Source organism: Paenibacillus sp. MT124, assembly GCF_058792755.1.
In genome coordinates, this window is record NZ_CM179500.1 from 3,147,502 (window position 1) to 3,173,510 (window position 26,009).

General features: G+C 45.4%; 18 protein-coding genes. 16 read left to right on the forward strand and 2 right to left on the reverse strand.

Going from position 1 to position 26,009, the window contains the following annotated elements:
- Window positions 1-6 precede the first annotated feature (6 nt).
- A complete protein-coding gene (locus AC3RCI_RS14425; RefSeq protein WP_492529660.1) occupies window positions 7-1,104 on the reverse strand; it encodes a glycoside hydrolase family 88/105 protein in 1,098 nt (365 codons plus the stop codon).
- Window positions 1,105-1,243: 139 nt separating this feature from the next.
- Between AC3RCI_RS14425 and AC3RCI_RS14430 the strand changes: the two genes are divergently transcribed.
- The 12 genes from AC3RCI_RS14430 to AC3RCI_RS14485 all read left to right on the forward strand — a co-directional run bounded on the left by AC3RCI_RS14430 (window position 1,244) and on the right by AC3RCI_RS14485 (window position 17,466).
- Complete coding sequence (locus AC3RCI_RS14430; RefSeq protein ID WP_336780095.1) at window positions 1,244-2,080, forward strand: helix-turn-helix domain-containing protein; 837 nt, start codon at window positions 1,244-1,246, stop codon at window positions 2,078-2,080.
- A gap of 87 nt (window positions 2,081-2,167) precedes the next feature.
- Window positions 2,168-2,395, forward strand: a complete 228-nt coding sequence (gene tlp / locus AC3RCI_RS14435) for a small acid-soluble spore protein Tlp (RefSeq protein ID WP_492473088.1) — start codon at window positions 2,168-2,170, stop codon at window positions 2,393-2,395.
- 37 nt (window positions 2,396-2,432) lie between these two features.
- A complete protein-coding gene (locus AC3RCI_RS14440; RefSeq protein ID WP_110822176.1) occupies window positions 2,433-2,621 on the forward strand; it encodes a hypothetical protein in 189 nt (62 codons plus the stop codon).
- Between the two features lie 331 nt (window positions 2,622-2,952).
- Window positions 2,953-3,996: an NAD(P)-dependent alcohol dehydrogenase gene (locus AC3RCI_RS14445; RefSeq protein ID WP_492529662.1), complete on the forward strand. Its 1,044-nt coding sequence runs from the start codon at window positions 2,953-2,955 to the stop codon at window positions 3,994-3,996.
- A gap of 339 nt (window positions 3,997-4,335) precedes the next feature.
- The gene (locus AC3RCI_RS14450) at window positions 4,336-6,138 is read left to right on the forward strand and encodes a sensor histidine kinase (RefSeq protein ID WP_492529664.1); all 1,803 of its coding nucleotides are present in this window, start codon (window positions 4,336-4,338) and stop codon (window positions 6,136-6,138) included.
- Window positions 6,135-7,775 carry a response regulator transcription factor gene (locus AC3RCI_RS14455; RefSeq protein ID WP_492529666.1) on the forward strand — a complete coding sequence of 547 codons (1,641 nt, stop codon included), beginning with the start codon at window positions 6,135-6,137 and terminating at the stop codon, window positions 7,773-7,775. The genes AC3RCI_RS14450 and AC3RCI_RS14455 overlap by 4 nt, the downstream gene beginning before the upstream one ends.
- Before the next feature lie 190 nt (window positions 7,776-7,965).
- A complete protein-coding gene (locus tag AC3RCI_RS14460) occupies window positions 7,966-9,336 on the forward strand; it encodes an ABC transporter substrate-binding protein (RefSeq protein ID WP_492529668.1) in 1,371 nt (456 codons plus the stop codon).
- 75 nt (window positions 9,337-9,411) lie between these two features.
- Window positions 9,412-10,314, forward strand: coding sequence for a carbohydrate ABC transporter permease (locus AC3RCI_RS14465; RefSeq protein ID WP_336780100.1), 903 nt, complete (start codon window positions 9,412-9,414; stop codon window positions 10,312-10,314).
- Between the two features lie 12 nt (window positions 10,315-10,326).
- Complete coding sequence (locus AC3RCI_RS14470) at window positions 10,327-11,154, forward strand: carbohydrate ABC transporter permease (RefSeq protein ID WP_492529670.1); 828 nt, start codon at window positions 10,327-10,329, stop codon at window positions 11,152-11,154.
- A gap of 31 nt (window positions 11,155-11,185) precedes the next feature.
- Window positions 11,186-12,187 (forward strand): glycoside hydrolase family 130 protein, encoded by a 1,002-nt coding sequence (locus AC3RCI_RS14475; protein ID WP_336780102.1) that lies wholly within the window; start codon window positions 11,186-11,188, stop codon window positions 12,185-12,187.
- A 17-nt stretch (window positions 12,188-12,204) separates the two neighbouring features.
- On the forward strand, window positions 12,205-15,261 hold the full coding sequence (locus AC3RCI_RS14480; RefSeq protein ID WP_492529672.1) for a glycosyl hydrolase: 3,057 nt from the start codon (window positions 12,205-12,207) through the stop codon (window positions 15,259-15,261).
- A gap of 78 nt (window positions 15,262-15,339) precedes the next feature.
- Window positions 15,340-17,466, forward strand: coding sequence for a galactose-binding domain-containing protein (locus AC3RCI_RS14485; protein WP_492529674.1), 2,127 nt, complete (start codon window positions 15,340-15,342; stop codon window positions 17,464-17,466).
- 99 nt (window positions 17,467-17,565) lie between these two features.
- On the opposite strand, the gene AC3RCI_RS14490 is transcribed toward AC3RCI_RS14485, so the two are convergent.
- Entirely contained in the window at window positions 17,566-18,879 is a 1,314-nt protein-coding gene (locus AC3RCI_RS14490; RefSeq protein ID WP_492529676.1) for an erythromycin esterase family protein, read from the reverse strand.
- 239 nt (window positions 18,880-19,118) lie between these two features.
- Here AC3RCI_RS14490 and AC3RCI_RS14495 point away from each other — a divergent pair, with 239 nt between their 5' ends.
- From AC3RCI_RS14495 to AC3RCI_RS14510, 4 genes are all read left to right on the forward strand, one after another.
- Complete coding sequence (locus AC3RCI_RS14495; protein ID WP_492529678.1) at window positions 19,119-19,745, forward strand: CPBP family intramembrane glutamic endopeptidase; 627 nt, start codon at window positions 19,119-19,121, stop codon at window positions 19,743-19,745.
- A gap of 259 nt (window positions 19,746-20,004) precedes the next feature.
- Complete coding sequence (gene ppsA, locus AC3RCI_RS14500) at window positions 20,005-22,629, forward strand: phosphoenolpyruvate synthase (RefSeq protein ID WP_492529680.1); 2,625 nt, start codon at window positions 20,005-20,007, stop codon at window positions 22,627-22,629.
- 239 nt (window positions 22,630-22,868) lie between these two features.
- On the forward strand, window positions 22,869-24,002 hold the full coding sequence (locus AC3RCI_RS14505; protein WP_492529682.1) for a serine hydrolase domain-containing protein: 1,134 nt from the start codon (window positions 22,869-22,871) through the stop codon (window positions 24,000-24,002).
- A gap of 510 nt (window positions 24,003-24,512) precedes the next feature.
- Window positions 24,513-26,006 carry a spore germination protein gene (locus AC3RCI_RS14510; RefSeq protein ID WP_492529684.1) on the forward strand — a complete coding sequence of 498 codons (1,494 nt, stop codon included), beginning with the start codon at window positions 24,513-24,515 and terminating at the stop codon, window positions 26,004-26,006.
- Window positions 26,007-26,009: the final 3 nt, after the last annotated feature.

Consider the following 26,009-nt stretch of genomic DNA (forward strand, 5'->3'; position numbering starts at 1 on the left):
TTTAGCCTATTTTGCTGCTAAATTCATCTCGACGCACATGAGTATGAAGGCACCTGCCCCGTGCAGATCGTTTTCACTGGTTGGCCGAGCAATATAGTGATCATAGTCGCCAATTCCTGTGCCAATACAGATATTACCGATGATAACCTTCCCGTTCTCGTCAAAGTGTAATGTATCAATAACGCCTTGGTAACCTTTCCATGCATACTGCAAATATTTTGGGTCCAGATAGCCGAATCGAACGGCTTTGGCAATGGCATGTGCAAAGAGTGCCGTACAGGAATTCTCATGCCAGTTATCCGGATGATCACCTTTGTCGATGACTTGATACCATAATCCGGTGGCAGGATCCTGGTAATTTGTCAGAGCGATCAGCAGATCCTGTACGATCGTTACGAGTTTATCTTTGTCCGGATGATCCTCAGGCATGTATTCGAACATTTCAAGTAGTGCTACCGGATACCAGCCAATGGCCCGGCCCCAGAATTCCGGAGCAAGACCCGTAACAGGGTCAGCCCATTTGGCTTCTTTTGTCTCATCCCATCCGTGGTAGAGCAGGCCAGTGACAGGGTCTTTTGTATGCTTTTCCATAAGCAGCGCCTGATAGGTCATCATATCGATGTAATCGCTCTCACCAAATGTTTTGGCGAATTGCACCGCGATAGGTCCAGCCATATATAAGCCGTCCAACCACATTTGGTTCGGATAATGTCCCTTATGCCAGAATCCGCCTGATGCATTTGTTGGCCAGGATTTTAGCAGAGGAACTAAGGTGTGAAGCGCCTTTTTGTACCGTTCATCTCCCGTCTGCTCGTAGAGAGTGAAGAGAAGAACACCGGGCTGGATATCGTCCAGTTCGTCAGACTTATACTTTTTGATGCTGCCATCCTCCAGAATCTGACTATCGACCCAGCCTTTCATGTAATCATAGAGCTTTTGTTCTCCGGTTTGTCGCCAACATTTCTCCATCCCGGATAAAAAGACACCCTGATGATAATGGAATCGGTCTGGCGGAAGATGCTCCGGCTCGAATGTATCCATAATTGCTTCACAGGCTTTTAACGCCCATTGAATTGGCGTCATGGTAGATGAAGTGGTTTGCATGGTTCCTTCCTCCTTGGTTGGTTGTACTCCCATTTTACCAACAGATTATGTACATCATTTGCGGAAATTGCCTATTTCTTCTTATTTCTTGCGATATAATATAAACATCAAGGACGGAACGGAAGGGAGCATGACTTTAATGGGGAATCTTTACTTTGAAAATTCGGAGAGTACATTTCTGGTATCCCACCGAAAAGCATTAAGCCATCATATGCCGGTAAGCCATTTTCACAGCACGTATGAAATCTATGTGTTGATGTCGGGGCAGCGGGAATTTTTCATCCAGGACCGGACCATTACCATCGCGGAAGGCGACGTGGTTATTATTGCTCCCAACGTTCTGCATCGCACGACCAATGCGGAACGGCCAAAGCATGAGCGGCTTATTATTAATATGCATGCACAATATTTTTCGGTGGACGGTGCCCATGAAGAAGTGCTTCAACCTCTACTTCAGCGGGATTATTTGATTTTGAAAGGTTCCCTGCGCAGTAGAGAGCTGATTGAAATGCACACAAGAGCCATTATGCAGGAGATGAAGGAGCGCAGAAGCGGCTTCGAATTGTATGCCCAGACACTTGCCGTGCAGCTGCTTATCATTTGCTGTAGACAATACAGGCAGCATGACGCGGAACAGCTGGTATCTCCAAGTCCCATGCATGAACGTATTTCAGAGATTGTCCGTTATATTAATGACCATTACATGGAGGAACTGTCGCTTCATTTGCTGGCAGATCAGTTCTATATCAGTCCTTTTTATTTAAGTCGATCGTTCAAAGAAGCGACAGGATTCGCTTTTGTCGAATACGTTAATAGTGTGCGAATCAAGGAGGCAAAAAAGCAGCTTGAGAGCTCAAATCTCAAGGTCAATTTGATTGCGAGGAAGGTAGGATTCGGGAGTGTGACCCATTTCGGTCGGGTATTCAAAGCGGTCACAGGCCATTCGCCATTGCATTATCGAAGGAAACGAGACTGAATTTCATGCATAAGCTTCGCTCTCTTATGGAACACTTCTGTAGTGCGACTAAACAGCACGGATTCCATTTTTGGGGAGGTGACATGTATGAGCAAACCGGATAACCGTGAAGACAACGTGCAGCATTTGCAAAATGCGGTTCAAAACACGATTGAAAATTACCGGGAAGCGGAGGACTATCTCGAAGAATTCGGAGATGAAATTCCAGCTCGGGAAAAAAGTCAGATTGAGGAAAAGAATGAGCGCCGCAAACATAGCATTTCCGGATTCCGTGAAGAAATTCAAGATGAATCCAAGCATCAGCAAAACTCATAATGTGGAGATCATTTTGATTTTGTAGGAGGGTTATCAGATGACGAATCAGGATCCACAAGAACTTCTTAAACAAAAACACGAGCTGGATGAGCATAAAAGGCAGTTCACCAATTTTGCCCGAAGCGTTTCAGGTCAAGGCGAAGTAGAAGCCGGGCAAGAATTCAGTCATGACCGGCAGGATGACGATCAAAACCGCATGAAATCTGTTGAGAACAAGCGTGCTTAACGGATGAAACCCGCTAATAAGCTGATCCATTATTGGATCGGCTTATTTGTTTCTTCAACATATTTTTATCCGGTTGTGACTCTCACCTGAATTTCGGTCAAGAATTGATCGGAAACGATGGTATCCCGATTATTGATTTCATAAATTTCAAAAAGCCAATTACTTCATTTTGCTCGTTCTAGTCAAGCTGGCTGGAATAGCTGTTCTAAACGGTTCAATTCTATTCTATAAATAAAATCGGCTCCTGCATGCGCAAAATGAAACGACACTTTTTTCCGAGCGTATCAGTTGTTTGAAGGCCTAAGATATCTCTATTGAATGGAGAATGCCCATGAGTGGAATGAGGTTAACTGACACCGGAATATCCGAAAAGTTAAACGCGACAGTAATGAATGCGGTGGTCTATGATACCTACGGAACGCCAGAGGTCCTGCGAGTAGAAAAGGTAGACATTCCGGCGCCCAAGGACAACGAAGTATTAATTGAAGTCCATGCGACTTCGGTTAATTCCTGGGATTGGGATCTCCTTCGCGGGAAACCGTTTGTTAACCGGATAGGTGCCTTTCGTCACCCGCGTTACCGGATTCTCGGTGCAGACATCGCAGGGAGAGTCATTTCGGTGGGATCGGGTGCCAAACGATTCAAACCGGGTGACGAAGTGTTCGGAGATCTGTCCGGCTGCGGCTGGGGCGGATTCGCGGAGTATGTGTGTGCGAACGAAGAGGCGCTGACTCCCAAGCCAGCGGGGATCACACATGTGCAAGCTGCATCCATTCCACAGGCAGCCGTTCTGGCTCTGCAAGGACTGAGAAATCAGGGGAATCTGCAAAAGGGAGAACATGTTCTGATTAATGGTGCAGGGGGCGGAGTTGGGACGTTTGCCATTCAATATGCCAAATTGCTGGGAGCAGAAGTGACCGCGGTTGATCGTAGTGAGAAATTGGATATGCTGCTTGAAATAGGTGCCGATCATGTGCTGGATTATACCAAAGAAGACTTCGCGGCAAGCGGACCAAGCTATAATCTGATTCTTGATGTCGTCGGCAACCGTTCTGCGTTCGCACTAAAGCAGGCGTTAGTGAAGGGAGGCACCTATGTCATGATCGGGGGACTGATGCCGCACATTTTGCTGAACTTAGTAGGGAGTCCATTCGTTTCTTGGCTGGAAAAGAAGAAATTAAGCCTTCTTATCCATAAACCGAACCATGGAGACCAGATGATCTGGAAGGAGCTTGTTGAATCAGGCCAGGTTACTCCTCGTATTGGTCGGGAATATACTTTAAGTGAAACATCTCAGGCCCTTCGTGACCTGGGAGAAGGCCGGGTAAACGGAAAAGCTGTTGTCTGCTTGAAGAAAGCTACAAATGATGATTGATGATGGCAATATGCTGTCACAACGTTTTTTCAAGAGACAGGAAACACGCATTTTATGTTATTAGAGATTTTTTCGTCATAGTTAAGCAGAGTAGGATGACCAAGTCGCGATTTCTGCGACTTTTTTTAATTTTGAGGTAATGGTTCGAATGATTGACCATGTACAAACAAAAAAAATCCTAAGTTGGGAGGTTTTTAGCTGTATGGCAGGTTCATGGGGCCAAGTTGCTCTGGAGGAAACTTACCTGTTGCTAAAATGGCATTCTATTGTACAATATTTTCGCAACGATTAGTTTAAGGTGAAAGGTAAGTCTTGTAGATCAGGAGAGGTTGATGAAGTTTGATTAAACGAATTCAATTCGAACCCGGAACGTTCAGTCGGTGGCTTCACGGCATCTCATTTAAACAAAGAGTTCGATTCGCCTTCATAATTATGATAACGCTTGCAATAGGTTCAGTTGGCATGACGACATATTGGATTGCTTCCAAAGAAATTCAAAAGAACGCATTTGAATCCAGCCAAGAGACGGTAAACAAAACGAACCAGATCTTGGACGATAAGCTGTCGGGAATCTCCGATTCGGTCCGTTCTCTTATGTTCAGTTACGCTTTTAAGGACATGATGCTGGATGTTCAGAGCAACGATATATCGAACTATTATGTGCACTTGTCCGAACTTCAGTATGTATTCTCCCAGGTTTCCTTTAATGAACCACTAATCGACAGCATCCTTATTGCTACACCCATCGGAGACTTTTATCCAATATCGCAGCGGCGTACGCCAAACCATTCCTTCTATGAGTCCAGCATGTATTACGATGTAAAGGAAAACTACGGGGGGATATGGATTAAGGGGCACATTGACAAGTTTTTTACCGGTAACAGTCGGGCACTATCCTTTGTGACGAAGGGAACACTAGATAACAATTCCAATACGAATGTGTTTATCGTCGTAAATGTGAACGAGAGCGGATTGATAGGTACGGTCAACAAACATTCCTTGAATGATGACAGTGACTATTTTGTCATTGATTCAAAAGGGGAGGAAGTAATTCGGACCGCTTGGTCCTCCAGCCATAATCTGATGAAGGATAGCATGCTTTTGATGAATTTATCCGAAGACACACAGGGCTCCTTTTTTCATTCATTCGACAATACCGATTATCTGGTGAACTATACCCGTTCTTCCGTTATGGATGACTGGAGTTTGTTCGGTATTCAGCAAAAGGATAAACTGCTTGAGCAAATGAATAATGTCAAACGAACCACCTTTTTTATTATGCTTTTCTTTTTACTTCTTACCTGGTTTTTATCCACCCGATTGACAGCACTCCTGTTAAACCCGCTTTATAAGCTGCAGCGCCTCATGAAGGAGGTAGAAGATAATCGCTTAAATGTCCGCTTCAATAGCCGTTCTACCGATGAAGTAGCTCAAGTGGGCTATCAATTTAACCGAATGCTGGATGAGATCAATCGTCTCATCGATGATGTGAAACTCAGCGAATCCGGGAAAAGGAAGGCTGAGATGCGAGCGTTAACCGCGCAGATGGAACCTCACTTTTTATACAACACCCTTAACACCATATATTGCAAATCCATACTAGGTGAAAATGATGAGGTCAGCGAGATGATTATGTCCTTGTCCCACATGTTCCAGTTAGGTTTAAGCGGAGGGAAAGACTGGAACACACTTGAGGAAGAACTGCTTCATGTGAAACAATACTGCCTCCTTCAGCAAAAATGCTATGAGGGGATGTTTGACTTTGAAGTTACGGTAACTCACGATTCGCTATTAACGTCGCTCTTGCCGAAAATTTTGCTGCAGCCCATTGTGGAAAACAGCATTCAACATGGCTTTAAGGATATAAGTTCAGGTGGCCGGATTCTAATGCATGTCACTCTCCAGGATCGTTTATTACATCTAAGCATAGAGGATAACGGAACAGGAATGGAAGTTGAGCAAGTAGAAAGGCGGATGCGGGAACCTCGGATCACCAACAAAGGGTATGCCCTGAACAACATTGTGAACCGACTCAACCTTTTTTATGGAGAAAAAGCCGGAATTAAACTGACCAGTCTTCCTGGAAAAGGATCAAGAACGGAAATATGGATGCCCATTCTAGAAGGGGAGGTAGAAGCATGATCCTTGAACAGCAAATGGTAAAGCTCTGCATCATCGATGACATTCGAAGCGTGGTCGATATGATCGCACGAAAGCCCCCTTGGGAGGAGCATCACATTGAGGTGGTTGGTACAGCACTGGATGGTGAGGAAGGTATTCGCCTTGTGCAGGAAAAGAGGCCCGAAATTGTGCTAACCGATATCCGCATGCCCAAAAAGGATGGTCTCGCCATGACTCAAGAAATCCTCGAAAAATCTCCTTCCACCAAGATCGTTATCCTAAGTGCATATACGGATTTTTCATTTACGAGACAGGCCATTCGTTTAGGTGCATTTGACTTCGTGAAGAAGCCGTTCTCGATCGACGAGATTGTCCAAGTCGTATTAAAGGCGAAGAAGGCTTATTTGGAGGAATGGCAGGAACATAGCAAAGTGTTGGAACTGAAGCAAAATATGATGCAAAGCCTGCCCGCTCTGCAACAAGAGCACCTGTCTCTCCTGATTCATCATCGAACTAATGCAACGACTGCCTATCTCCGATGGCAAACTCTCGGCATTCAGCTTGATTCTAGGGACTTCAATCTCTTTATCGTGGAATTGGATCGTTTCATGGACAAATATAAACAGCAGCCTGCGCGGGAAGTGGAGCTCATTCGCTTCAGTCTGCGAAATGTTCTGGAGGAAACGATTCGAGGTTTCACTCGTGGTGTCGTTTTTGGCGAGGCATTAAACCGCTTTGTATGTCTTATCAATTGCAGGGACATCGAGCTGGCTGAACGGATATCGGAAGCGTGCCGAACAAACATGTATCAATTCACGCATTCAACGATTTCCATTGGGGTTGGAACCTGTGTGGATACGATTGATGAACTGCCTGATTCGTACCAAAAGGCCTTAAATGTACTGGAGTATCAATTCTATACCCATGGTATGAATAGTTATATAAGCACCTCGGAGGATGAGAAAACGCTCTTGAATTATACGGTTTCGACGGAACAGGAATTGCTATTCTCCTTGCGTTCCGGGCATCGCGAAAAGTGCCGGCTCATATTGGAGCAGATTTTTAATGATCTATTACAGCGGGATCCCCTCCCGAAACCCCAGCAAGTCGAAAACATATGCTATGAGCTATCCTCCAAAATCTGTAGGGTGATGTCGGAGCACTATCCACCGGATCGGGTAAAAAAGCTTGAAGATCAATGGAATGCTGTAAGGCGTTCAGGTCATGTTTCATTTCAATTGATGAGGGAGACGGTAAAGGGAATATGTCTTGAAGCTTGTACATGGATTGAACATGAACGATCCGACGAATCCACGAAACTGATCTATCAGGCAAAAGAATATATATGTGCAAATCTGCATACGAATCTATCCCTTGATGTTTGTGCCAAGGAGTTTAATATCAGCCCCGGATATTTTTCAAATCTATTCAAAAAAGTACTGAATATATCCTTCCAACAATTCGTTGTTCACCAGCGGATGGAGAGAGCCAAAGAGATGCTGATCGACGATTATCAGGTTCAGGAGATCGCTCAAAGCCTTGGTTACGAGCATCGCCGCTATTTCAGTGAAATGTTTAAGAAGCATACCAATATGACTCCATCCGAGTTCAAGCTGTATAGTACAGGGAAAATCAGTACGCCTGCCGATCTGGTCTAGGGTTGCTCATTATAGATTAAGCCTTGTTTCCGAACGATATTTGGATGCAGGGCTTATTTTTTTGAATGATGGCACATTGATGAAGAAACCTGCCCTTGATGTGTGGTTACCCGCATTATGTGAGTGAAGAGCACCCCCTATACTAGAGGAGAAAGAACGAGATTGCAGATATGATGAGGAGGTTAGGTAGATGAAAATAAGCAAAAAATTTCTCATCTCGGCGATGTTTTTGGTGCTTACAGGGAGTTTGGCAGCTTGCAGCAGCCCCAAGCCCTCGGAACAAGGCTCGGGAACAGAACTGGATGCCAAGACAAAAATCACATACTGGACGGGAGATCGCCATGATTCCGAGTATGTCAAAGAAACGATTAATACATTTAACCAAACGAATAAGGACAACATCGAGGTTGAGCTGGTCATCAAGGGAGATGATTTCGATCAGGCGCTGGATATGTCTTACCAGACCTCAGAGCCGCCGGATATTATCCGTGTGAAGGAAAATACCATCCAGACGTTTTATAAAAAAGGATTTCTTGCCCCTATTGATGAGTTTTTGACGGACGAGATGAAGGATAAGTTCCCGGTCATGGAGGACTTGAACAGCTTTGAAGGTAAACGCTATAGCCTGCCTAACTATGGTACGACGATGCGATTGATCTATAACAAAGAACTTTTTGACAAAGCAGGTATTCAGCAACCACCCACCACTTTGGAGGAGCTGGTCGAAACAGCTAAGAAAATAACCGAAGTGGGGAAGGCCAGCGGAGCCTATGGATTCGCTCAGAATTTCAAGAGTCCTTCAAGTGCTTTTGGTCGCTCCGCACGAGTGATCGCAGAGGTTAGCGGGTTCGGGGGATTTGGATATGATTTTAAGACCGCACGCTACGATTTCAGTAGTTTTAAGCCCATTATAGAGGCTTTCAAAAAAATCAAAGATGATGGCAGCATGCTGCCGGGTGTGGAGTCGTTGGATATTGATCCACTGCGAGCACAATTCGCAGAAGGTAAAATTGGCATGTATTTATCCTTTTCCGCAGAGGCAGGAGTTTATCAATCGCAATTCCCGGCGAAGATTGACTGGGCCGCAGCACCCGTACCCTCCATTAATGGACAATTCAATGGCGCCTCTGGTTTCTTGGGTGGCCAGTGGTTGGCCATCAGCTCTCAGTCTGAACATAAAGAAGCTGCCTGGAAATTTCTCACGTACATGTACGACGAATCCATCCTGAAACAGTACCAGGAAAAAGGATTTGGCATATCCATGGTTCCTTCAGTTAGTGCGGTCGCCGCCAAGCCGGAAGTGAAAGGGATTGACGGATTCCTTCCAAATCAATACGACGGTGTTTGGCCAGTATATCCGTCTGTAGCAGTTCAAGGCATGAAGTCGGATGATGCGTTTTTCAGTTATATGCTGAGTGGTGGCGATCTGGATTCCATCATTAGCGATTTGAACACTCGTTATAACGCCGCCTTGGATGCTGCCATCGCAAGCGGGGATGTGAAGGCGGAACCAATAGCAGATTTTAATCCTCTTGATCTTGCAGGGCAATATGCGAAGTAGAAGCAGACCGGGGATGGTGCTTATACCATCCCTACCATTAAAAAAAGTGAAAGAAGTACAGGGAGTTGAGAGGATATGAATAAAGCGAAGAATGCTGCCTTCTCATACAGTTTTCTTTTGCCTAGCTTTATTCTGACCATGGTTTTGGGCATTTACCCGATGGTATGGGCGCTGAGATATATGTTCTACGACTACAAAGGATTTGGCACGGAGCGATTTGTAGGTTTGGCTAACTTCAAACGCATTCTGGGAGATCAGCAGTTCTGGGAGTCCGTTGCAAATACGTTCATTTACGCCGGAGGCAAACTTCTGCTATCGATTCCGCTTGCCTTAATCCTGGCTGTGATTCTGAACTGGAATATCAAAGGGAAAAATCTGCTTAGAGCCATTTTCTTCATGCCGACGATTATAAGTACGGCGGTCATGGCAGTCGTCTTTTTTACTATCTTCAACTCGTATAATGGCATTCTGAATCAATTTCTGATGAAGTATCTTTTTATTCAAAATGCCGTCGACTGGCTCGGCATGGATTATGCGATGCTGACCGTTATTCTTGTGGCGGTATGGGGAGCGATTGGAAATTACATGCTTTTATTTCTGGCGGGTCTCCAAAACATTCCCCATGATGTGTACGAGAGCTCTGCACTGGATGGGGCTAACAAATTCCAGCAGTTCAGATACATCACCATTCCAATGCTTGGTCCAGTCATGCAGATGATTATCATGCTCGCCATCATTAATGCACTCAAAGGTTATGAAAGCATCATGGTCATGACCGATGGAGGTCCGATCGGGAAAACGAATGTCATGTTCCTCTACGTGTACAAATTATTTTTCCCGCCGGCTGGCGGGGCTGCGGCGACGCAAATTCAGGAGTTTGGGTATGGGAGCGCCGCAGCCTTTGTTACGGCCTTGATTGTCGGCGTGATTACAATACTTTATTTCTACGGCTCTCGTAGAATGAGTCAGAACGATTAAGGAGGAACGTTCATGAAGATCGCCTGGAATACCGCACTATGGACGTTTCTGATCATCGTTGCATTCCTGACCCTGTTCCCTGTGGCAATCACCTTTCTTGGTTCTTTCAAAACCAATGCCGAGCTGACGGCCGGTGCCACATTTCTGCCGGCTGATTGGCAATTTTCCAACTACATTGAAGCATGGAAACAGGCGAATTTTTCAACCTATACGCTGAATAGCCTCTTCGTTGCCAGTGCCTCGACGCTCGGGACATTACTCGTGGCTTCCATGGCAGCGTATGTCGTGAACCGCATGGATTTTATCGGTAAAAAGATCTACGTCAGCCTTCAGGCATTCACGATGTTTGTGGCCATTGGCGCTGTTGTGCTTCGACCCCAATTTGACCTTATGGTTAAGCTTCATCTACATGACTCGCTGTGGGGCGTCATTCTGATTCTGATCAGCGCCCATGCTTCAGCCTTTTTTATCCTGCTTAGTTTCATGAACGGGATTCCCAGGGAGCTGGACGAAGCAGCTCGGATCGACGGCTGCTCACCGGGAAGGACATTTTGGAGAATCATCATTCCCTTGCTTACGCCAGGGCTGGGTGTATGCGCATTGTTTGCCTTCCGAGGCGCGTGGAACGAGTATCTGCTCCCGTTTGTATTTACGCTTAGCAAACCTGAATTGCAGACGTTGACCGTTGGTTTGGCCAATCTGAAATACGGGGTCGCCGCCGCTTCACAGACACACTTTATGATGGCTGGTGCGTGCCTCTCTATTCTGCCGATTCTAATCGCGTATATTTTTGCTAACAAATCCTTTATGCAAATGACCGCCGGTTCCTTGAAGGGGTAGCAGGAATCGATCTAACCAGGAGGCATATGCCATGAATTCACTTCATATCGGAGATTTGACCACAAGTTCTGTCATTCAACGTTATCCGGATAATCCGATTCTGGATGCATCCCGGGTTCCTTACCCGACTGCACTTGTATTTAATGCAGGAGTAACCAAATTCAACGGGACGTATGTGATGGTGTTTCGGAACGATTACGGCTCCACCGAACAGATGACACTTGAACCACATCATACCACGGACCTTGGAGTCGCTTTCAGTAGAGACGGTATCCATTGGGAAGTACGGCCAAAGCCTTGTTTTAAGCTGTGCGATCAAGAGATCATTCGGGCATATGACCCTAGACTTACGGTGCTAGACGGTCGTTGTTATATGTGTTTCGCCGTGGATACGAAGCATGGTATTCGCGGTGGAGTTGCTGTTACGGACGATTTTGAGAACTTTGAAATTTTGAGTCTATCCACGCCGGATTTGCGCAACATGGTATTATTTCCCGAGAAAATCGGAGGAAACTACGTGAGACTTGAACGGCCATTCACCGTGTACAGCCGAGGAGGAATGGACCGGTTTGATATGTGGATATCCGAATCTCCGGATTTGAAATATTGGGGCAATTCCGACTTGCTGCTGGCTGTTGAAGACGTTGCTTTTGCCAATGACAAGATCGGACCTGCTGCTCCACCAATCAAGACTAAGTATGGGTGGCTTACCACATTCCATGCCGTAGATATTGATCCAGCAAGGGGTAAGAATGGATGGGAATCATCCTGGAAGAAGCGGTATACGGCAGGCTTGATGCTGCTTGACCTGAATAATCCGAAGAAAATCATTGGCAGGGCCAAGGAACCCTTAATGGCGCCTGAAGTAAGTTACGAGATCGAGGGAGGGTTCCGGAATAACGTAATCTTTCCTGGCGGGATGATCCTCGAATCTGATGGTGAAGTGAAAATCTATTACGGCTCAGCAGATACGGTGGAATGTCTGGCCACGGCACATATTGATGATCTGATCAAGCTATGCCTAAACGATTAAAACGAGGTGGATAAACTATGACAGTATGGAACCTGCTGAAGGATCCGCCTGCTCGTTATCGAACAAAACCATTCTGGTCATGGAATGACGATCTGAATAAGCGCGAGCTATTAAGGCAGATTGAAGAAATGCATAAGGCAGGTATTGGTGGTTTTTTTATTCATGCCCGAGGAGGATTAACGGTACCATACATGGGTGAGGCGTGGATGGATTTAAACCAATTCTGTATCGAGAAATGCCAAGAACTCGGGATGGAGGTGTGGCTGTATGATGAAAATGGCTGGCCCAGTGGTTACGCAGACGGAAAGCTGCCTGCCCTCGGTCATTCCTATCAGCAAAAGCGTCTGTCATACGAGTGGGCACCCTTTAATCAAGAAGAAAAAATGACAATTGCCAGCTATATTCAGATTGAAGATCGGCTGCATCTCCTTAAACAAGATGATCCACGCAGACCTGACTTCCGCGTGTATTACGAGGTCAATCCGTATTATATTGATACGCTAAGCAAGCATGTGGTGAGCACATTTATTGAGATGATTTACGATGCTTACTGGCTAAGGCTGGGGCCAAAATACACTTCTGCAATCAAAGGCATATTCACGGATGAACCGCAGTTTGGTCGAGGTGATCTTCCGTGGTCACTGGAGCTAGCGGATGTGTTCGAGAGCCGTTACGGTTATTCGATTCTTGAAGCTCTTCCAGGACTGATTCTGGATACGGATAACTGTCGCAAAATGAGATATGATTATTGGTCTTGCGTTACCACGATGTTCACAGAAGCCTATGCGAAGCAGGTGGGTACGTGGTGCGGTGAGAGAGGGTGGATGTCTGTTGGTCACGTCGTAGACGAACAAACGCTTATGAGTCAAGTTACCTCGGTAGGCGACCCTCTTTGCTTTTATGAGTATTTGCATATTCCAGGGTGTGACTGGCTGGGCCGATCTGTTGGCGAAGATCCGCTGGTTCCCAAGCAGGTCAGCTCTGTTGTACGTCAACTCGGCCAAAAACAGGCCATCACTGAAAGTTACGGCTGTACGGGGTGGAATATCAGCTTTCGGGATCTGAAACGAATCGGCGAGTGGCAATTTGTTCATGGAATGAATCTCATGTGCCAGCACCTACAGGCATATTCGCTAAGAGGTCTGCGAAAGCGGGATTATCCGCCTTCTCTCTTCTATCAGCAGCCTTGGTGGGAACACTATCATCGCTTTAACGATTACTTTGCCCGGTTATCGATGCTTCTGGTCGAAGGCTCCAGGCAAGCGGAGGTATTGCTGCTGCATCCCATCAGCACCGCCTGGGTGGAACAACAGGGTTCAGATTCAGCAGGGATAGAGCCGTATCATCAATCGTTTGCGCAGCTGTCTCGCTGGTTGTGTCAATCGTTCATTGAACATGATTACGGAAGTGAAGGGATGTTGGAGCGACATGGAAATGTTGATGGCGGAAAGTTCGTTGTAGGGGAAGCCCGCTACTCGGTTGTAGTCATACCTCCATGCGTAACATTAAGCAGCAGGACAGTCGGTTTGCTTCATCAGTTTATCCTCCAGGGGGGGATGTTAATTGTACTTGAGCCTTATCCTCATTTGATTGATGGAGAACAGAATGAAGATATCAATCGTTTGATCCATACTGCCCTAAAACCCGCCAATACCCGTTTATCCATAGCCGAGATGATATCCGGTCAGGTTGCGCCGTCCATCTCAATACATGACAGGTGGGGAAATCCTATTGCATCCGATATGGTTAACATCCAGAAACTTAAGCTTGACGACTCTTACCTATACTATTTGGTGAATTCAGGTGACGAGTCATATTCGGATATTGAAATAACCATTCATCAAAAGGGGAAGCTTTGTCTTATTGATTTGGAAAGAGGTGACCTCTTATCAGTGAACCAAAGAACGGTTGATGGCGGTACGCGGGTTGCATTGACGCTCTATCCTGTTCAGTCCTATATGTTCCTGCTTACACAGCATGATGTGAAAAGTCACTCTGATCCAATAAATCTGCTTCAAACGGACATAAGCAATTGTCATATTTATCATCTGGATAACCAGTGGAAAATCGAGCAAATCGATGTGAATAGCATCACGCTGGATACCTGTAGGTATCGCGTGAAGAATGGGGAATGGTCTTCGGAAATGCCCCTTATTTTTATTCAGGAAAAGCTGCTGCAGATCGGTTCCTCCGTTCATATCGAGTTGGAATTCAGCATTAACCTTTCATTCGAACCTGCTGACGGACAAGAGATGTATTTAGTCGTGGAAAACCCGGAGAAACTGCAAATTGTTGTGAATGAAATAGATGTTGAATCAACCAGCTATGGTTGGTGGAGGGATATCTCTTTCCAAAAGATAAATATCGGGGGATGCCTTGTTAAAGGACGTAACAAGATCAGGTTCAGCCTGTACTTCTGGAATAAACCTGAAACGTATGCGGCGATGGCCCGGGCAAACCAATTTGAATCGGAAGCGAATAAGCTTACACTGGATACGGAACTTGAAAGCATATATATTATCGGTGATTTTGCTGTCATTTCCCAATCTGGTTATGTGGGTCATGAACATGGAGTGAGATGTACGGAGGGACCGTTTATACTCGCCAATTCTCAGCAAATATGCTCGCTCGAAGGCGATTTGGTAAGTCAGGGTTTACCGTTCTTCGCAGGAAGCATTAGAGTTGCGCAGACGATCCAAATTCAATTCGGTGATGGAGATTCCTGGCTTTGGGATTTTGGTTCACAACCAGATGCAACAGTCACCAGGTTAAGGATTAACGGAGTAGAGATTCGTCTTTTCTTATGGGAGCCGTATGTCTCCAATATCACAGAATTTCTTAGACCAGGAGAAAATCACATCGAACTCGAACTGACCGGTAGCTGCAGGAACTTGCTCGGGCCACATCATCATATTAAAGGGGAGCCAATTAAAGTAGGCCCAGACAGCTTTAAGGATAAGCCGGGATGGACGGATAAGGATCTGGATCCGAACACTTCTATTTACCAGGAGCGTTATGCGTTTGTACCCTTTGGACTCTCTGCCACTCCCAGATTGGTTCGTATTCCTGGATGATTAGAACTAAGGATAATTTTGCTGAAGAATTATTGTATGCGCTTTCTAAGGTGATGAAATGACTGGAGGCGATATGAAATGGCATGGGTTAGAACGCATTTTCGTGCAACCATTATTCTTACTATAGTTTTTGCTTTACTGCTGACACCCTATTCGAATGCTCACGTTAACGCATTGGAGAGTGAAGAACAGCATCTTCAGGGGAGTTCAGCGACAATTACAACCTACGAGCCATCGGTCCGGTATGCACGTTCCGTGAATTACACGCTTAAGGCAAACGGAGTGCCTGTTCCTGTTGTGAAGGGGTTCAGCGATTATGACTATGCGCATTTTTCGATGTCAGATGGCCCCGTCACTTACGAATTAACGATCCTGAACACGGACAAGGTGCATGAGTATTCGATAAGTCCGAAGAAACTCGGAATCCAAGCGGACAAGATCGAGGGGAGAACCATCACTTTCACGACTCAATCTGACGAATACCTTATCGTAATGATGAATAATCGCAAGACCCGCATGGTCATCGCTGCAGATCCACTCGAAACGGATGTGCCTGCTTCAAGTGGGGAGGGGATCTTTAATATCGGAGCCGCGCCGTATCATGTGGCATCCTCAGGTTCGTCAGCCACTGGAGTTTCAGCAAGGACCCAGGCCATTCAACAGGCCATTGAAGATGCCAGCCAATACGGGTCCTTAAAAGGCGGAGGAGCCCAAGGGATAGTTTATGTACCTGCAGGAACATATTTGATTGGCAACCTGGTCTTAAAAAGTAATACGGCGATTTATATGGCACCCGGAGCCACCTTGGTAGGTACGGGCAAAACTACAGATTACGTAGAGCATTGGTTCAAGGATTCGATGGGACGACCGGCAACCTGGTGGATCTCCACAGCTTTCCAATCCGAGAACATTCGAATATATGGACGAGGTACGATTGACGGTAATGGGCAAGCGCTGCATGATGACAAAAGTACCAACGGAAAAGGAATGATTAATAACCTGGTTGTTCCGATCGATACGACCCACTTTGAGATGGAAGGCATTGTCATCCGAGAATCAGCGGGCTGGGCTGTGGTTACGGTGCGATCAGATGATCTTGTCTTCCGAAATCTAAAGCTCTTTAACAGTTTGGGCATGGGGGAGAACGATGGTATCGATATTTGTGAATCTCAAGATGTCATTGTACAGAATAGCATTGGTATCTCGCTTGATGATCCCTTCTCTACAAAATCATGGAAATCGGATACGGATATCGCTTCCGGAAGAGTGCCATGGCCCGGTAATCCTGAGCCTGTTCGCAATGTGCTATTCGAGGACACGATTGCTTGGACGTTGTGCTATGGATATAAGGTTGGTCAAGGCGTTATGCAGAATCAGTCCAATATCGTATTCCGCAATGGCGTTGTTTATAAAGCAGCAGTCGGGTTTGCCATCCATCATAAGTACGGCACCGGTACGGTGAGGGATGTTCGCTTTGAATCCATGGATGTGGAAGACATTAGCGGGAAGAACGAAGACAATAGTGCCTGGATGACTCTATTTACGGTGAATGCTGGCAATAACGGTGTTGGGCCCATCAGTGATATCAAGATTAAGGATATTACGGTACGTGACGCTGGCGAAAGTTTTGCGAAAATGAAAGGCATGGAAGGTGCCAAGATCACGGATGTGACCTTTGAAAATATATATATGCCTGGAGCAAGCCAGCCGGCCACTACACTTCACGAGATGAACTTTTTGAGCAAGGAACATTACGATGATATTACAATCAGGCCAGTTCAATATGAGGAACCACTGCCCAGAACCAACTTGGCGCTTCATCGTCCCGCAGTGGCTTCATCTCGTGATGGAGTTGAAGATACCGCCCCATACGTAAATGATGGGAATTTCACTACACGCTTTGGTTCAAAACGGGGAGTGGACCCAGGTTGGGTATATGTGGATTTAGGCGAGATTAAAACGATAGATGAAGTGAGGTTGTATTGGGAAACTGCTTATGGCAAGAGTTATCGAATACAGGTTACCGAAGATCCGAGTCAAGAGGGGAATTGGCGAGATGTATACAGTACCACAACAGGTCAGGGTGGTATAGAGACCATAACCTTTGACGAAGTTCAAGCACGGTATGTTCGAATGTATGGAACCGTTCGGGCAACCATATACGGATATTCGATCTGGGAGTTTGAGGTTTACGGTCCCGAGTAGAATTCAATAGCATTGCGGCAGTCTCTATCATTGAATCAATGCATTCAGAGACTGCCGCTTTTTATATTATTTTGAGATGTGATCTTTATCCAAGCAGAGTTACGACGAAAAAAGCACCTCCGTTGCAACTGCCTTATGGATCGGGAGTGGCTGAAGGGCGGTTGATTGATCAATATGGACAAACGCATCATAACGGTCCGCCATGCTGGAAGGTACATAATTGCCGTAGCGTTCAAGCTTCGGATCATATACCACACCGATGGCGCGGTGACCAATGACTTTATGCAGTAACGAGGACGCTTCGGAGAGCATGACCATACCATTACGGCCACCTTCTGCCTGATGCATGTAATCCTCCCAGCTTCCCGGCTGCCCGGGTGGAACGACCATTTTCTCAACAGGATCTCCCCAGGCTCTTCCTGCAAGGACTTCTCCTTTATAGGTTCCGAAGCCAACGGCAAACACCTGATGTTGTGCATCCTCACGCAGCAGCTGACCAACATTCACCATGCCATCTTCCAGCATGTCTGTTGCTCGCGCATCTCCAATGTGTGTATTATGCTCCCAGACAATGGCCTTGGCAGAGGACCCGTAATAGGACATGATACGCTTCAGTGATTCCACCATATGCCTGTCACGTACATTCCAGGAATCCGAGCCACCGCGGACCATCGTTCGATAATAGGCTTCTGAGCTGGAAGTTACCAGCATGTTGACCTCTGCGTTCAATTCTTCTTCACTACCCGGGTGCGCCATGCGCCGTTGCTGCATCTGCTTCAACAGTTCAACCACTTCATTCTCACAGCTCTCGGAGAGTAACCCTGCTGCAATACCATAACTCTGATGATCCTTGTTGTATGGATCGAAGCAGGCATAGGTGCGGCGGGCCTGTTCCAATTGAGGAGATTTGGTTTTCTCCAAATACCCAATAATGGCCTCCATCGATTCCCATAAGGAGTACATATCGATCCCGTAAAATCCGACCTTCGAACGTTCACTGTGTCCATCCCGATTCGCTGCATTATGTTCTTTCAGCCATTCTGCAAAATCACGAATTTCTGTATTCGCCCACATCCAAGTCGGCCAGCGAGTAAAATCACCCAGTGCGTCTGCTGCCGAAGAATCGGCACCCGGTGCTCCTTTTATATACCGATTCAACCGATAAGCAGCGGGCCAATCTCCTTCAACACCGATGATGTTAAATCCCTTACTTGTAATCAGCTTTTTCGAAAGTTCAGCCCTGTATCGATAGAAGTCGGCTGTCCCATGACTTGATTCCCCAAGGAGCACAATATCTGCATCCCCGATCGCATCAACCATTCGGTCCAGATTCTCCATCTCGTCCAAAGGGATAAATAAGGCACCCAGTTCTTTTAAATAAGCGTCTTTCTCTGATTGAGAGTTAAAATTCATGAAGTTCTTCCTTCCTATAGGCGGTATGAGAAAATTATTTCCGAATTGTTCACTGAATAACCGAATCAAGCTGCTCAGGTGGGAAGCGTAAGGAAGTGAAATGATTGAAAATCGTCCTTGTCATCATTTAAAATGATAGGTGATTGGAATGAAGTGACTTGAGAACTTTCTACACGGTTGCGGAACGGGGCAGCGTAAGATGTCACTAGTTATTACCAAAAAAGGTTTGAGAGGGGCACATGGGGAAGGAAATGAAGAAGACGGAACAATTACAAGTACATAATAAACTAGCAGTACCTCGATTGAAAGATGTAGCTATAGGTTATGTGTCCTTGTTGTTCATATGCTCTGCGGCATTATTCGTATTCGTTCAGATGGATATGGTCTCCATGCAGCGTCTGTTAGCTTTTGAGAAACCTTTGCTTATGGTCTTTCTTGTTCTAGGATGCTCGCTTGGCCTGATCTTATTTGGTGTTTTGATGGCGTATCTGGTACCTGAGGAGTATATTCATGAGTCCAATAAGGAGTATGCCAATCAGTCCCTTTGTTACATTTTTATTTTTATGAGTTTGGCAGGTCTCTTTGAAGAGCTGCTGTTTAGGGGAATCATCCAGAATTTGTTATATGTCGTATTTGATGAGAAGTGGGTGGCAATTATTGCTTCATCAGCCTTGTTTGTAGCTTTTCACTTTTCCTATTTTAAAGCGCCCATCATGCTGCTCAATATAGTGATACCAAGCCTTTTATTTGGCTCATTGTATGGGGCAACCAATAATTTAATGGTTCCTGTAATTGTTCACGTAGTGATGAATGTGGGCGTGACACTGTTGTTCAAGTATAAAGTCATCGTTCTAAAAAAAAGATAAGTAAGACAAGGGCAAGGGATCTAATCGTTATAACCCATTACACCTGGATAAATTGAACGAAATACCCAAAAAAGGACCAGACATTTAGTCAGGTCCTTTTTAAATTATTGCATATCAATTAACACGATGGTATGATCAGTTCACGAGTAACTTTATGTATATGAGCATAGAAAGTCTATCTTATATTTTTATTTTAGCATGCCGCTAAAATCTTGTCAAAGGATTTTTTTCTCTATTTGATGATTAGGAGAGATGTTGAATGGGTTCTATGGTTCTCAGTTTCCAGGAGATCGAAAAGACACAGCTTTCACTTGTTGGCGGAAAGGGTATGAATCTGGGGGAATTATCCAAGAGGGAAGGAATTCAGGTTCCTGATGGCTTTTGTGTGACAACGTTGGGATACCAGAAAACCATCGAACAGAACATGACATACCACTCTTTGCTCAGTCGACTAACGATGCTTCATGTAGAAGAACGGGATCAAATTGGTGAAATCAGCAGAGAGATTCGGCAGACCATTATGAATTCAGAAATTCCTTACGAGGTTGTCGAGGCAGTAAGCCGCTACCTCAGCCAGTATGGAGATGAACATGCATATGCGGTGCGTTCCAGTGCAACTGCCGAGGATTTGCCACATGCTTCTTTTGCAGGTCAGCAGGATACTTATTTGAACATCATCGGCAAGGTAGCCATACTGGAGCATATTCGCAAATGTTGGGCGTCCCTTTTCACGGATCGTGCTGTAATCTACCGTATGCAGAACGGATTCGATCATAGCCAGGTATACTTGGCTGTTATTATTCAGAAGATGATTTTCCCAACGGCTTCAGGAATTCTATTTACTGCCGATCCCATGACGTCCAGCCGAAAACTCTTATCGATCGATGCCAGCTATGGTTTGGGAGAAGCACTGGTTTCTGGCTTGGTATCTGCTGATGGTTATAAGGTACGAGAAAAAGAAATTGTCGAGAAAAGAATTGCAACTAAAAAACTCGCAATCTATGCTCAAAAAGAAGGCGGGACTGAGACGCGGACAATTCATACTGATCAGCAAAAAGCTCAAACACTCACGGATCATCACATTTTGGAGTTAGCTCGGATAGGAAGACAGATTGAAGCTTACTTTGGTTGCCCGCAGGATATTGAGTGGTGCTTGTCCGATGGCACGTTCTACATTGTCCAGAGCCGACCAATTACAACGTTATTTCCGATCCCTGAAGTGAATGATCAAGAAAATCATGTGTATGTTTCTGTTGCCCATCAACAAATGATGACCGATCCCATCAAACCACTGGGACTGTCATTTTATCTCATGACGACACCTGCACCCATGCGTGTAGCGGGCGGGAGGTTGTTCGTGGATGTAACGCCTATGCTAGCCTCACCTGTTAGCCGAGAAAATATAGTGAATGTCCTTGGCAAATCCGATCCGCTTATCAAAGATGCTTTAATGACTGTAATTGAGCGAGGAGATTTTGTGAAAACATTACCGAACGACAATCAAGCTGAGAATTCCGGTAGAGGCAATAGAGGTTTGCCCCCAGCAGGCACTCAAACTCCAATTAATGAACAAGATCCGTCCATCGTTACGGATTTGATCAAGAACAATGAAGCATCTATAGAAGAATTGAAACAAAAGATCCAAACAAAATCAGGATCTGACTTGATTGATTTTATTCAGGAAGATATCCAGGAACTTAGAAAGATATTATTTGACCCGCGAAGTTCAGCTGTAATTACAACGGGTATGAATGCTTCATTCTGGCTCAATGACAAGATGAACGAATGGTTGGGTGAAAAAAACGCAGCAGATGCGATCTCCCAGTCTGTTCCAAACAATATCACGTCCGAAATGGGGCTCGCCTTATTGGATGTCGCAGATGTGATTCGTCCTTATCCTGAGGTCGTTCAATATTTACAACATGTACAAAAGGATCAATTCCTGGATGATCTTGTTCAACTCACGGGTGGCCAGGAAGCACAAGAAGCGATTCATGCCTATCTTGAGCGATATGGAATGCGCTGTGCCGGAGAAATTGATCTAACCCGAACTCGCTGGATTGAAAAACCATTGACACTTGTTCCCCTGATTCTGGGTAATATCAAAAACTTTGAGCCTAATGAAGGGAGCCGGAAGTTTGAGCAAGGGCGACAGGAGGCTTTGAGAAAAGAAGAGGAGTTATTAGGCCGATTGAAGCAACTGCCTGATGGAGAGCAAAAAGCAAAAGAAACAAAAGAAAAGATTGACATCATTCGAAATTTGAGCGGGTACAGAGAATACCCCAAATACGGCATGGTTCATCGTTACTTCATTTATAAGCAAGCTTTGCTCAAGGAAGCTGAGCGACTAGTTCAGGCGGGTGTTTTGCGGGAAAAAGAAGATATATATGATCTTACTTTTGAAGAACTTCGTGAAGTGGTGAGTAACCGTAAAGTGGATAACCAGATGATCCGCAGGCGAAAAGACGAATATAAACTATATGAAAAATTGACTCCTCCACGTGTGATCACGTCAGATGGCGAAATCATTACAGGTAAGTATAAAAGAGATAACCTCCCAGCCGAAGCATTAGTGGGTCTCGCTGTCTCTTCCGGTGTTATCGAAGGGCGTGCACGTGTGATTCTGGACATGGAGGAAGCTGAGCTGGAAGATGGAGATATTCTCGTTACTGCTTTTACAGACCCTAGCTGGACACCACTATTTGTGTCCATCAAAGGGCTAGTCACCGAAGTAGGTGGACTGATGACCCATGGAGCCGTTATTGCACGTGAGTACGGCTTGCCAGCAGTGGTTGGCGTGGAGAACGCAACGAAACGTATAAAAGACGGGCAGCGAATTCGTGTGCATGGAACAGAAGGATATATTGAAATCTTGTCGTTGTAGTTACAACCTCAAAAAGGCAGCATGAGATTGAGTTTAAGACAGAGTTAGTTGCAGTTGGAGACATGCATGTTACCTTCAAGCCGCTAGTTTAGCGGCTTTTTTTGTTTTTGTGGAACAAGTTATTTCGAATGGTAGTCAACGCTTACAAATGGTCGTATAGTAGTAATATGTGATTCGTGGCGTGACCATGGTTCACAGTGTGCAATAATAAAAGATTCTACATAGAAGGACGGATAAACATGGACTTTAAACCGCTTGCTTCATTTATTGATCGCATCACATCCTGGAGAATTCCATGGGCTGAGGTGATGGTCATCCATCAAAATGATACCGTTTTCCACTATCGTAACGGTTACGCTAATCTGGAGGAGAACACACCAATCACCGATGGGGCCATCTTCAATCTCTATTCCATGACCAAAATCATGACCTGCGTTGCAGCACTTCAACTTGTAGAAAGAGGGCATATGCTGCTCAGTGATCCAGTGTCCGACTATCTGCCGGAGTTTGCAGAGATGAATGTGAAGAAAATAATGCCGAATGGTGAGGTCAGATTGGAGAAAGCCACACGAGCAATTACCGTGCGAGATTTGTTTACTATGACCGCGGGCTTCTCGTATGACGTTGGTGCGCCATCTATCAAGGAAGCCGTGCAGAGCACCGATGGAAAACTGCCAACTCGCGAGTTTGCGAAAGCGCTCGCGAAGGAACCGCTTCTGTTTGAGCCAGGCACGCATTGGAACTATAGCATGTGTCACGATGTGCTGGGAGCATTAATTGAGGTGGTAAGCGGCAGACGTTTCGGGACATATCTGCAGGAAGAAATCACCGGACCACTCGGCATGAACGACACAGCTTTTGATCTGAACGACGATCAGCAGTCACGTCTGATTCCGCAATACGCATACAATGATGAACTCGAAAAAGCCATTCGAATGGACGGTAACGGGTTCCGTGTTGGTTCGGAATTGGAGAGCGGGGGTGCAGGACTGTTATCTACCGTACGCGATTATGCATTGTTCCTGAACGCACTCACTGGTCGTGGTACCAGTCCTGAAGGTGTTCGAATTTTGTCGCAGGCATCCGTGGAATTAATGCGGACAGATCATCTGAATGAGATGACTCGCCCTGATTACTCTTGGGATCATATGGCCGGATATGGTTTTGGACTCGGTGTCCGTACGCATATATCCAAGTCGGAGAGCGGTTCACTAAGCCCTCATGGCGAATTTGGATGGAGCGGGGCTGCCGGATGCATGGCGATTATTGATCCCGACTCCGGGCTCACCGTCATGTATGCGCAGCATCTGCTTAATAGCCAAGAGCCTTACATTCAGAGACGTTTGCGCAATGTTGTGTACTCCTGCCTATAATTTGAAGGTGAAGGCAGGGCATCAGTAATTAAACCAAGTTTACTGGAAATTGTAATTTTACAAGATAATCGTATATTAGATATTTCCGTATAACGAGAGAGACAGGGACGCGTGTAATGACGTGTCCCTGTTTCTTATTTTTTGTCTAATTGGTAACTGTAGTTAGTATCTACATTGGAATTGAATCTGAAGTTGGTCTCCTATGAGGCACCATCCATCAGTCCGTCAACCATGTGTCGGATGGCTTTAATCATCTGGTCCAGATCTCGCAGGAGATTGGACAGATCATTAAAGTGATTTCCGACATCTCAAGGCAAATTAATATGCTTGAATTAAATCATCGGGTGAAGCGGCCAGACCAGGCAATAATGTACACAATTACAAGTCGCTATGTTTAGTGGCTTTTTTGTTTCAAGTTTGGAGTGTGTCTTTCCAAAGCAAAATGCATATACACGAGAATAATCGTCATAATAAGGAAATGCTGCTTGAAGAAGGGAGTAAAGTGAAATAATGAACGAACCATCTGGCACAATCTCGAAAGATGATAACATCACACCAAAATTGAACGAATCCACCGCCAGAATTCAAGAAATCTTTACGAATACTCCCGACTTGATCATTCGGAAGCTGTACATTAAACAAACCGGTGAACAGGCTGCCATCATATACATGGACGAAATGACTGACAAAACGATACTTAATCATGATGTCCTTGCTCCACTTCAGCTAGAGTCCGGGAACCCCTCGGAAGACTTCATCACAACAGTCGGGTATGTAAAGCCTTATTCTAAATGGGAGGATCTCAAACGTTCCATTATGATCGGCTATAGTGTGCTTTTTATTGAAGGGCGAAGTGAAGCCTATGTACTGGATACCAAAGGTATTCCTCAACGTGCAATTGAGGACCCACAGCAAGAACCTTCACTGAAAGGGGCGCATCAAGGATTTATAGAGAACGGTTCTCAAAATATAGCCATGATTCGACGTTATATCGCGGATAAAGAATTGAAGCTTAAACGGTATATCGTTGGGAGACGAGGACAAACGGCCGTATCCCTGCTTTATTTGGAGGATGTGGTTGATCCTGAGGTCGTAAAAGTTCTTGAAGGACGCATTCAATCCATTGATGTAGACGCCATTATTAACACGGGCGAATTAGTTGAGTTTATTGAAGACCAACCGCTAGCTTTGCTTCCCCAGATCATCACGACAGAAAGACCGGATACTGCTGCTTCACAAATACTGCAAGGTCGGTGTGTCGTTGTCGTTGATGGTTCGCCGAGTGTAGTGGTAGCTCCAGTTACGTTTATGTCCTTTTTTCAAACGGTTGATGATTACAGTTCCCGATGGTCCATCTCCTCATTTCTTAGAACATTACGAATTTTTGCTTTTTTTATCGCCATCTTTCTGCCGGGCTTTTTCATATCCGTTATTTCATTTCATTATGAAATTATACCCATGAAGCTGTTGTTGACGCTTGGTGAATCAAGGGGCCAGGTTCCGTTTCCTCCTTTCGTGGAAGCGATCATCATGGAACTGACTCTTGAAATGCTAAGGGAAGCAGGGGTTCGACTTCCGGCTCCAATTGGTCAGACGGTGGGCATTGTCGGGGGTATTGTCATTGGTCAAGCGGTTGTACAGGCTGGATTGATCAGCAATGTCATGGTTATCGTAGTCGCCTTTACAGCCATATCCTCATTTATTATTCCGAATCAGGATATGGCTGCTGCGGTACGATTAATGCGTTTTATGGTGATGGTTTTCGCCACTTGGTTCGGGTTCATTGGACTGGTAGTCGGCATGATGACTATAATCGGCAGATTAATAACGATAAACTCGCTTAACACTTCTTATAGTACGCCTATTGCTCCATTCAGACCTGTAGATTGGAAGGATACCTTACTCCGGTTGCCGTTATGGATGATGAACACGCGCCCGATCAGTACGCGGTCACGCCAGACAAGACGACAAGGAAATAGCAGGGAATGGAAGGAGAAGAAGTAGTAC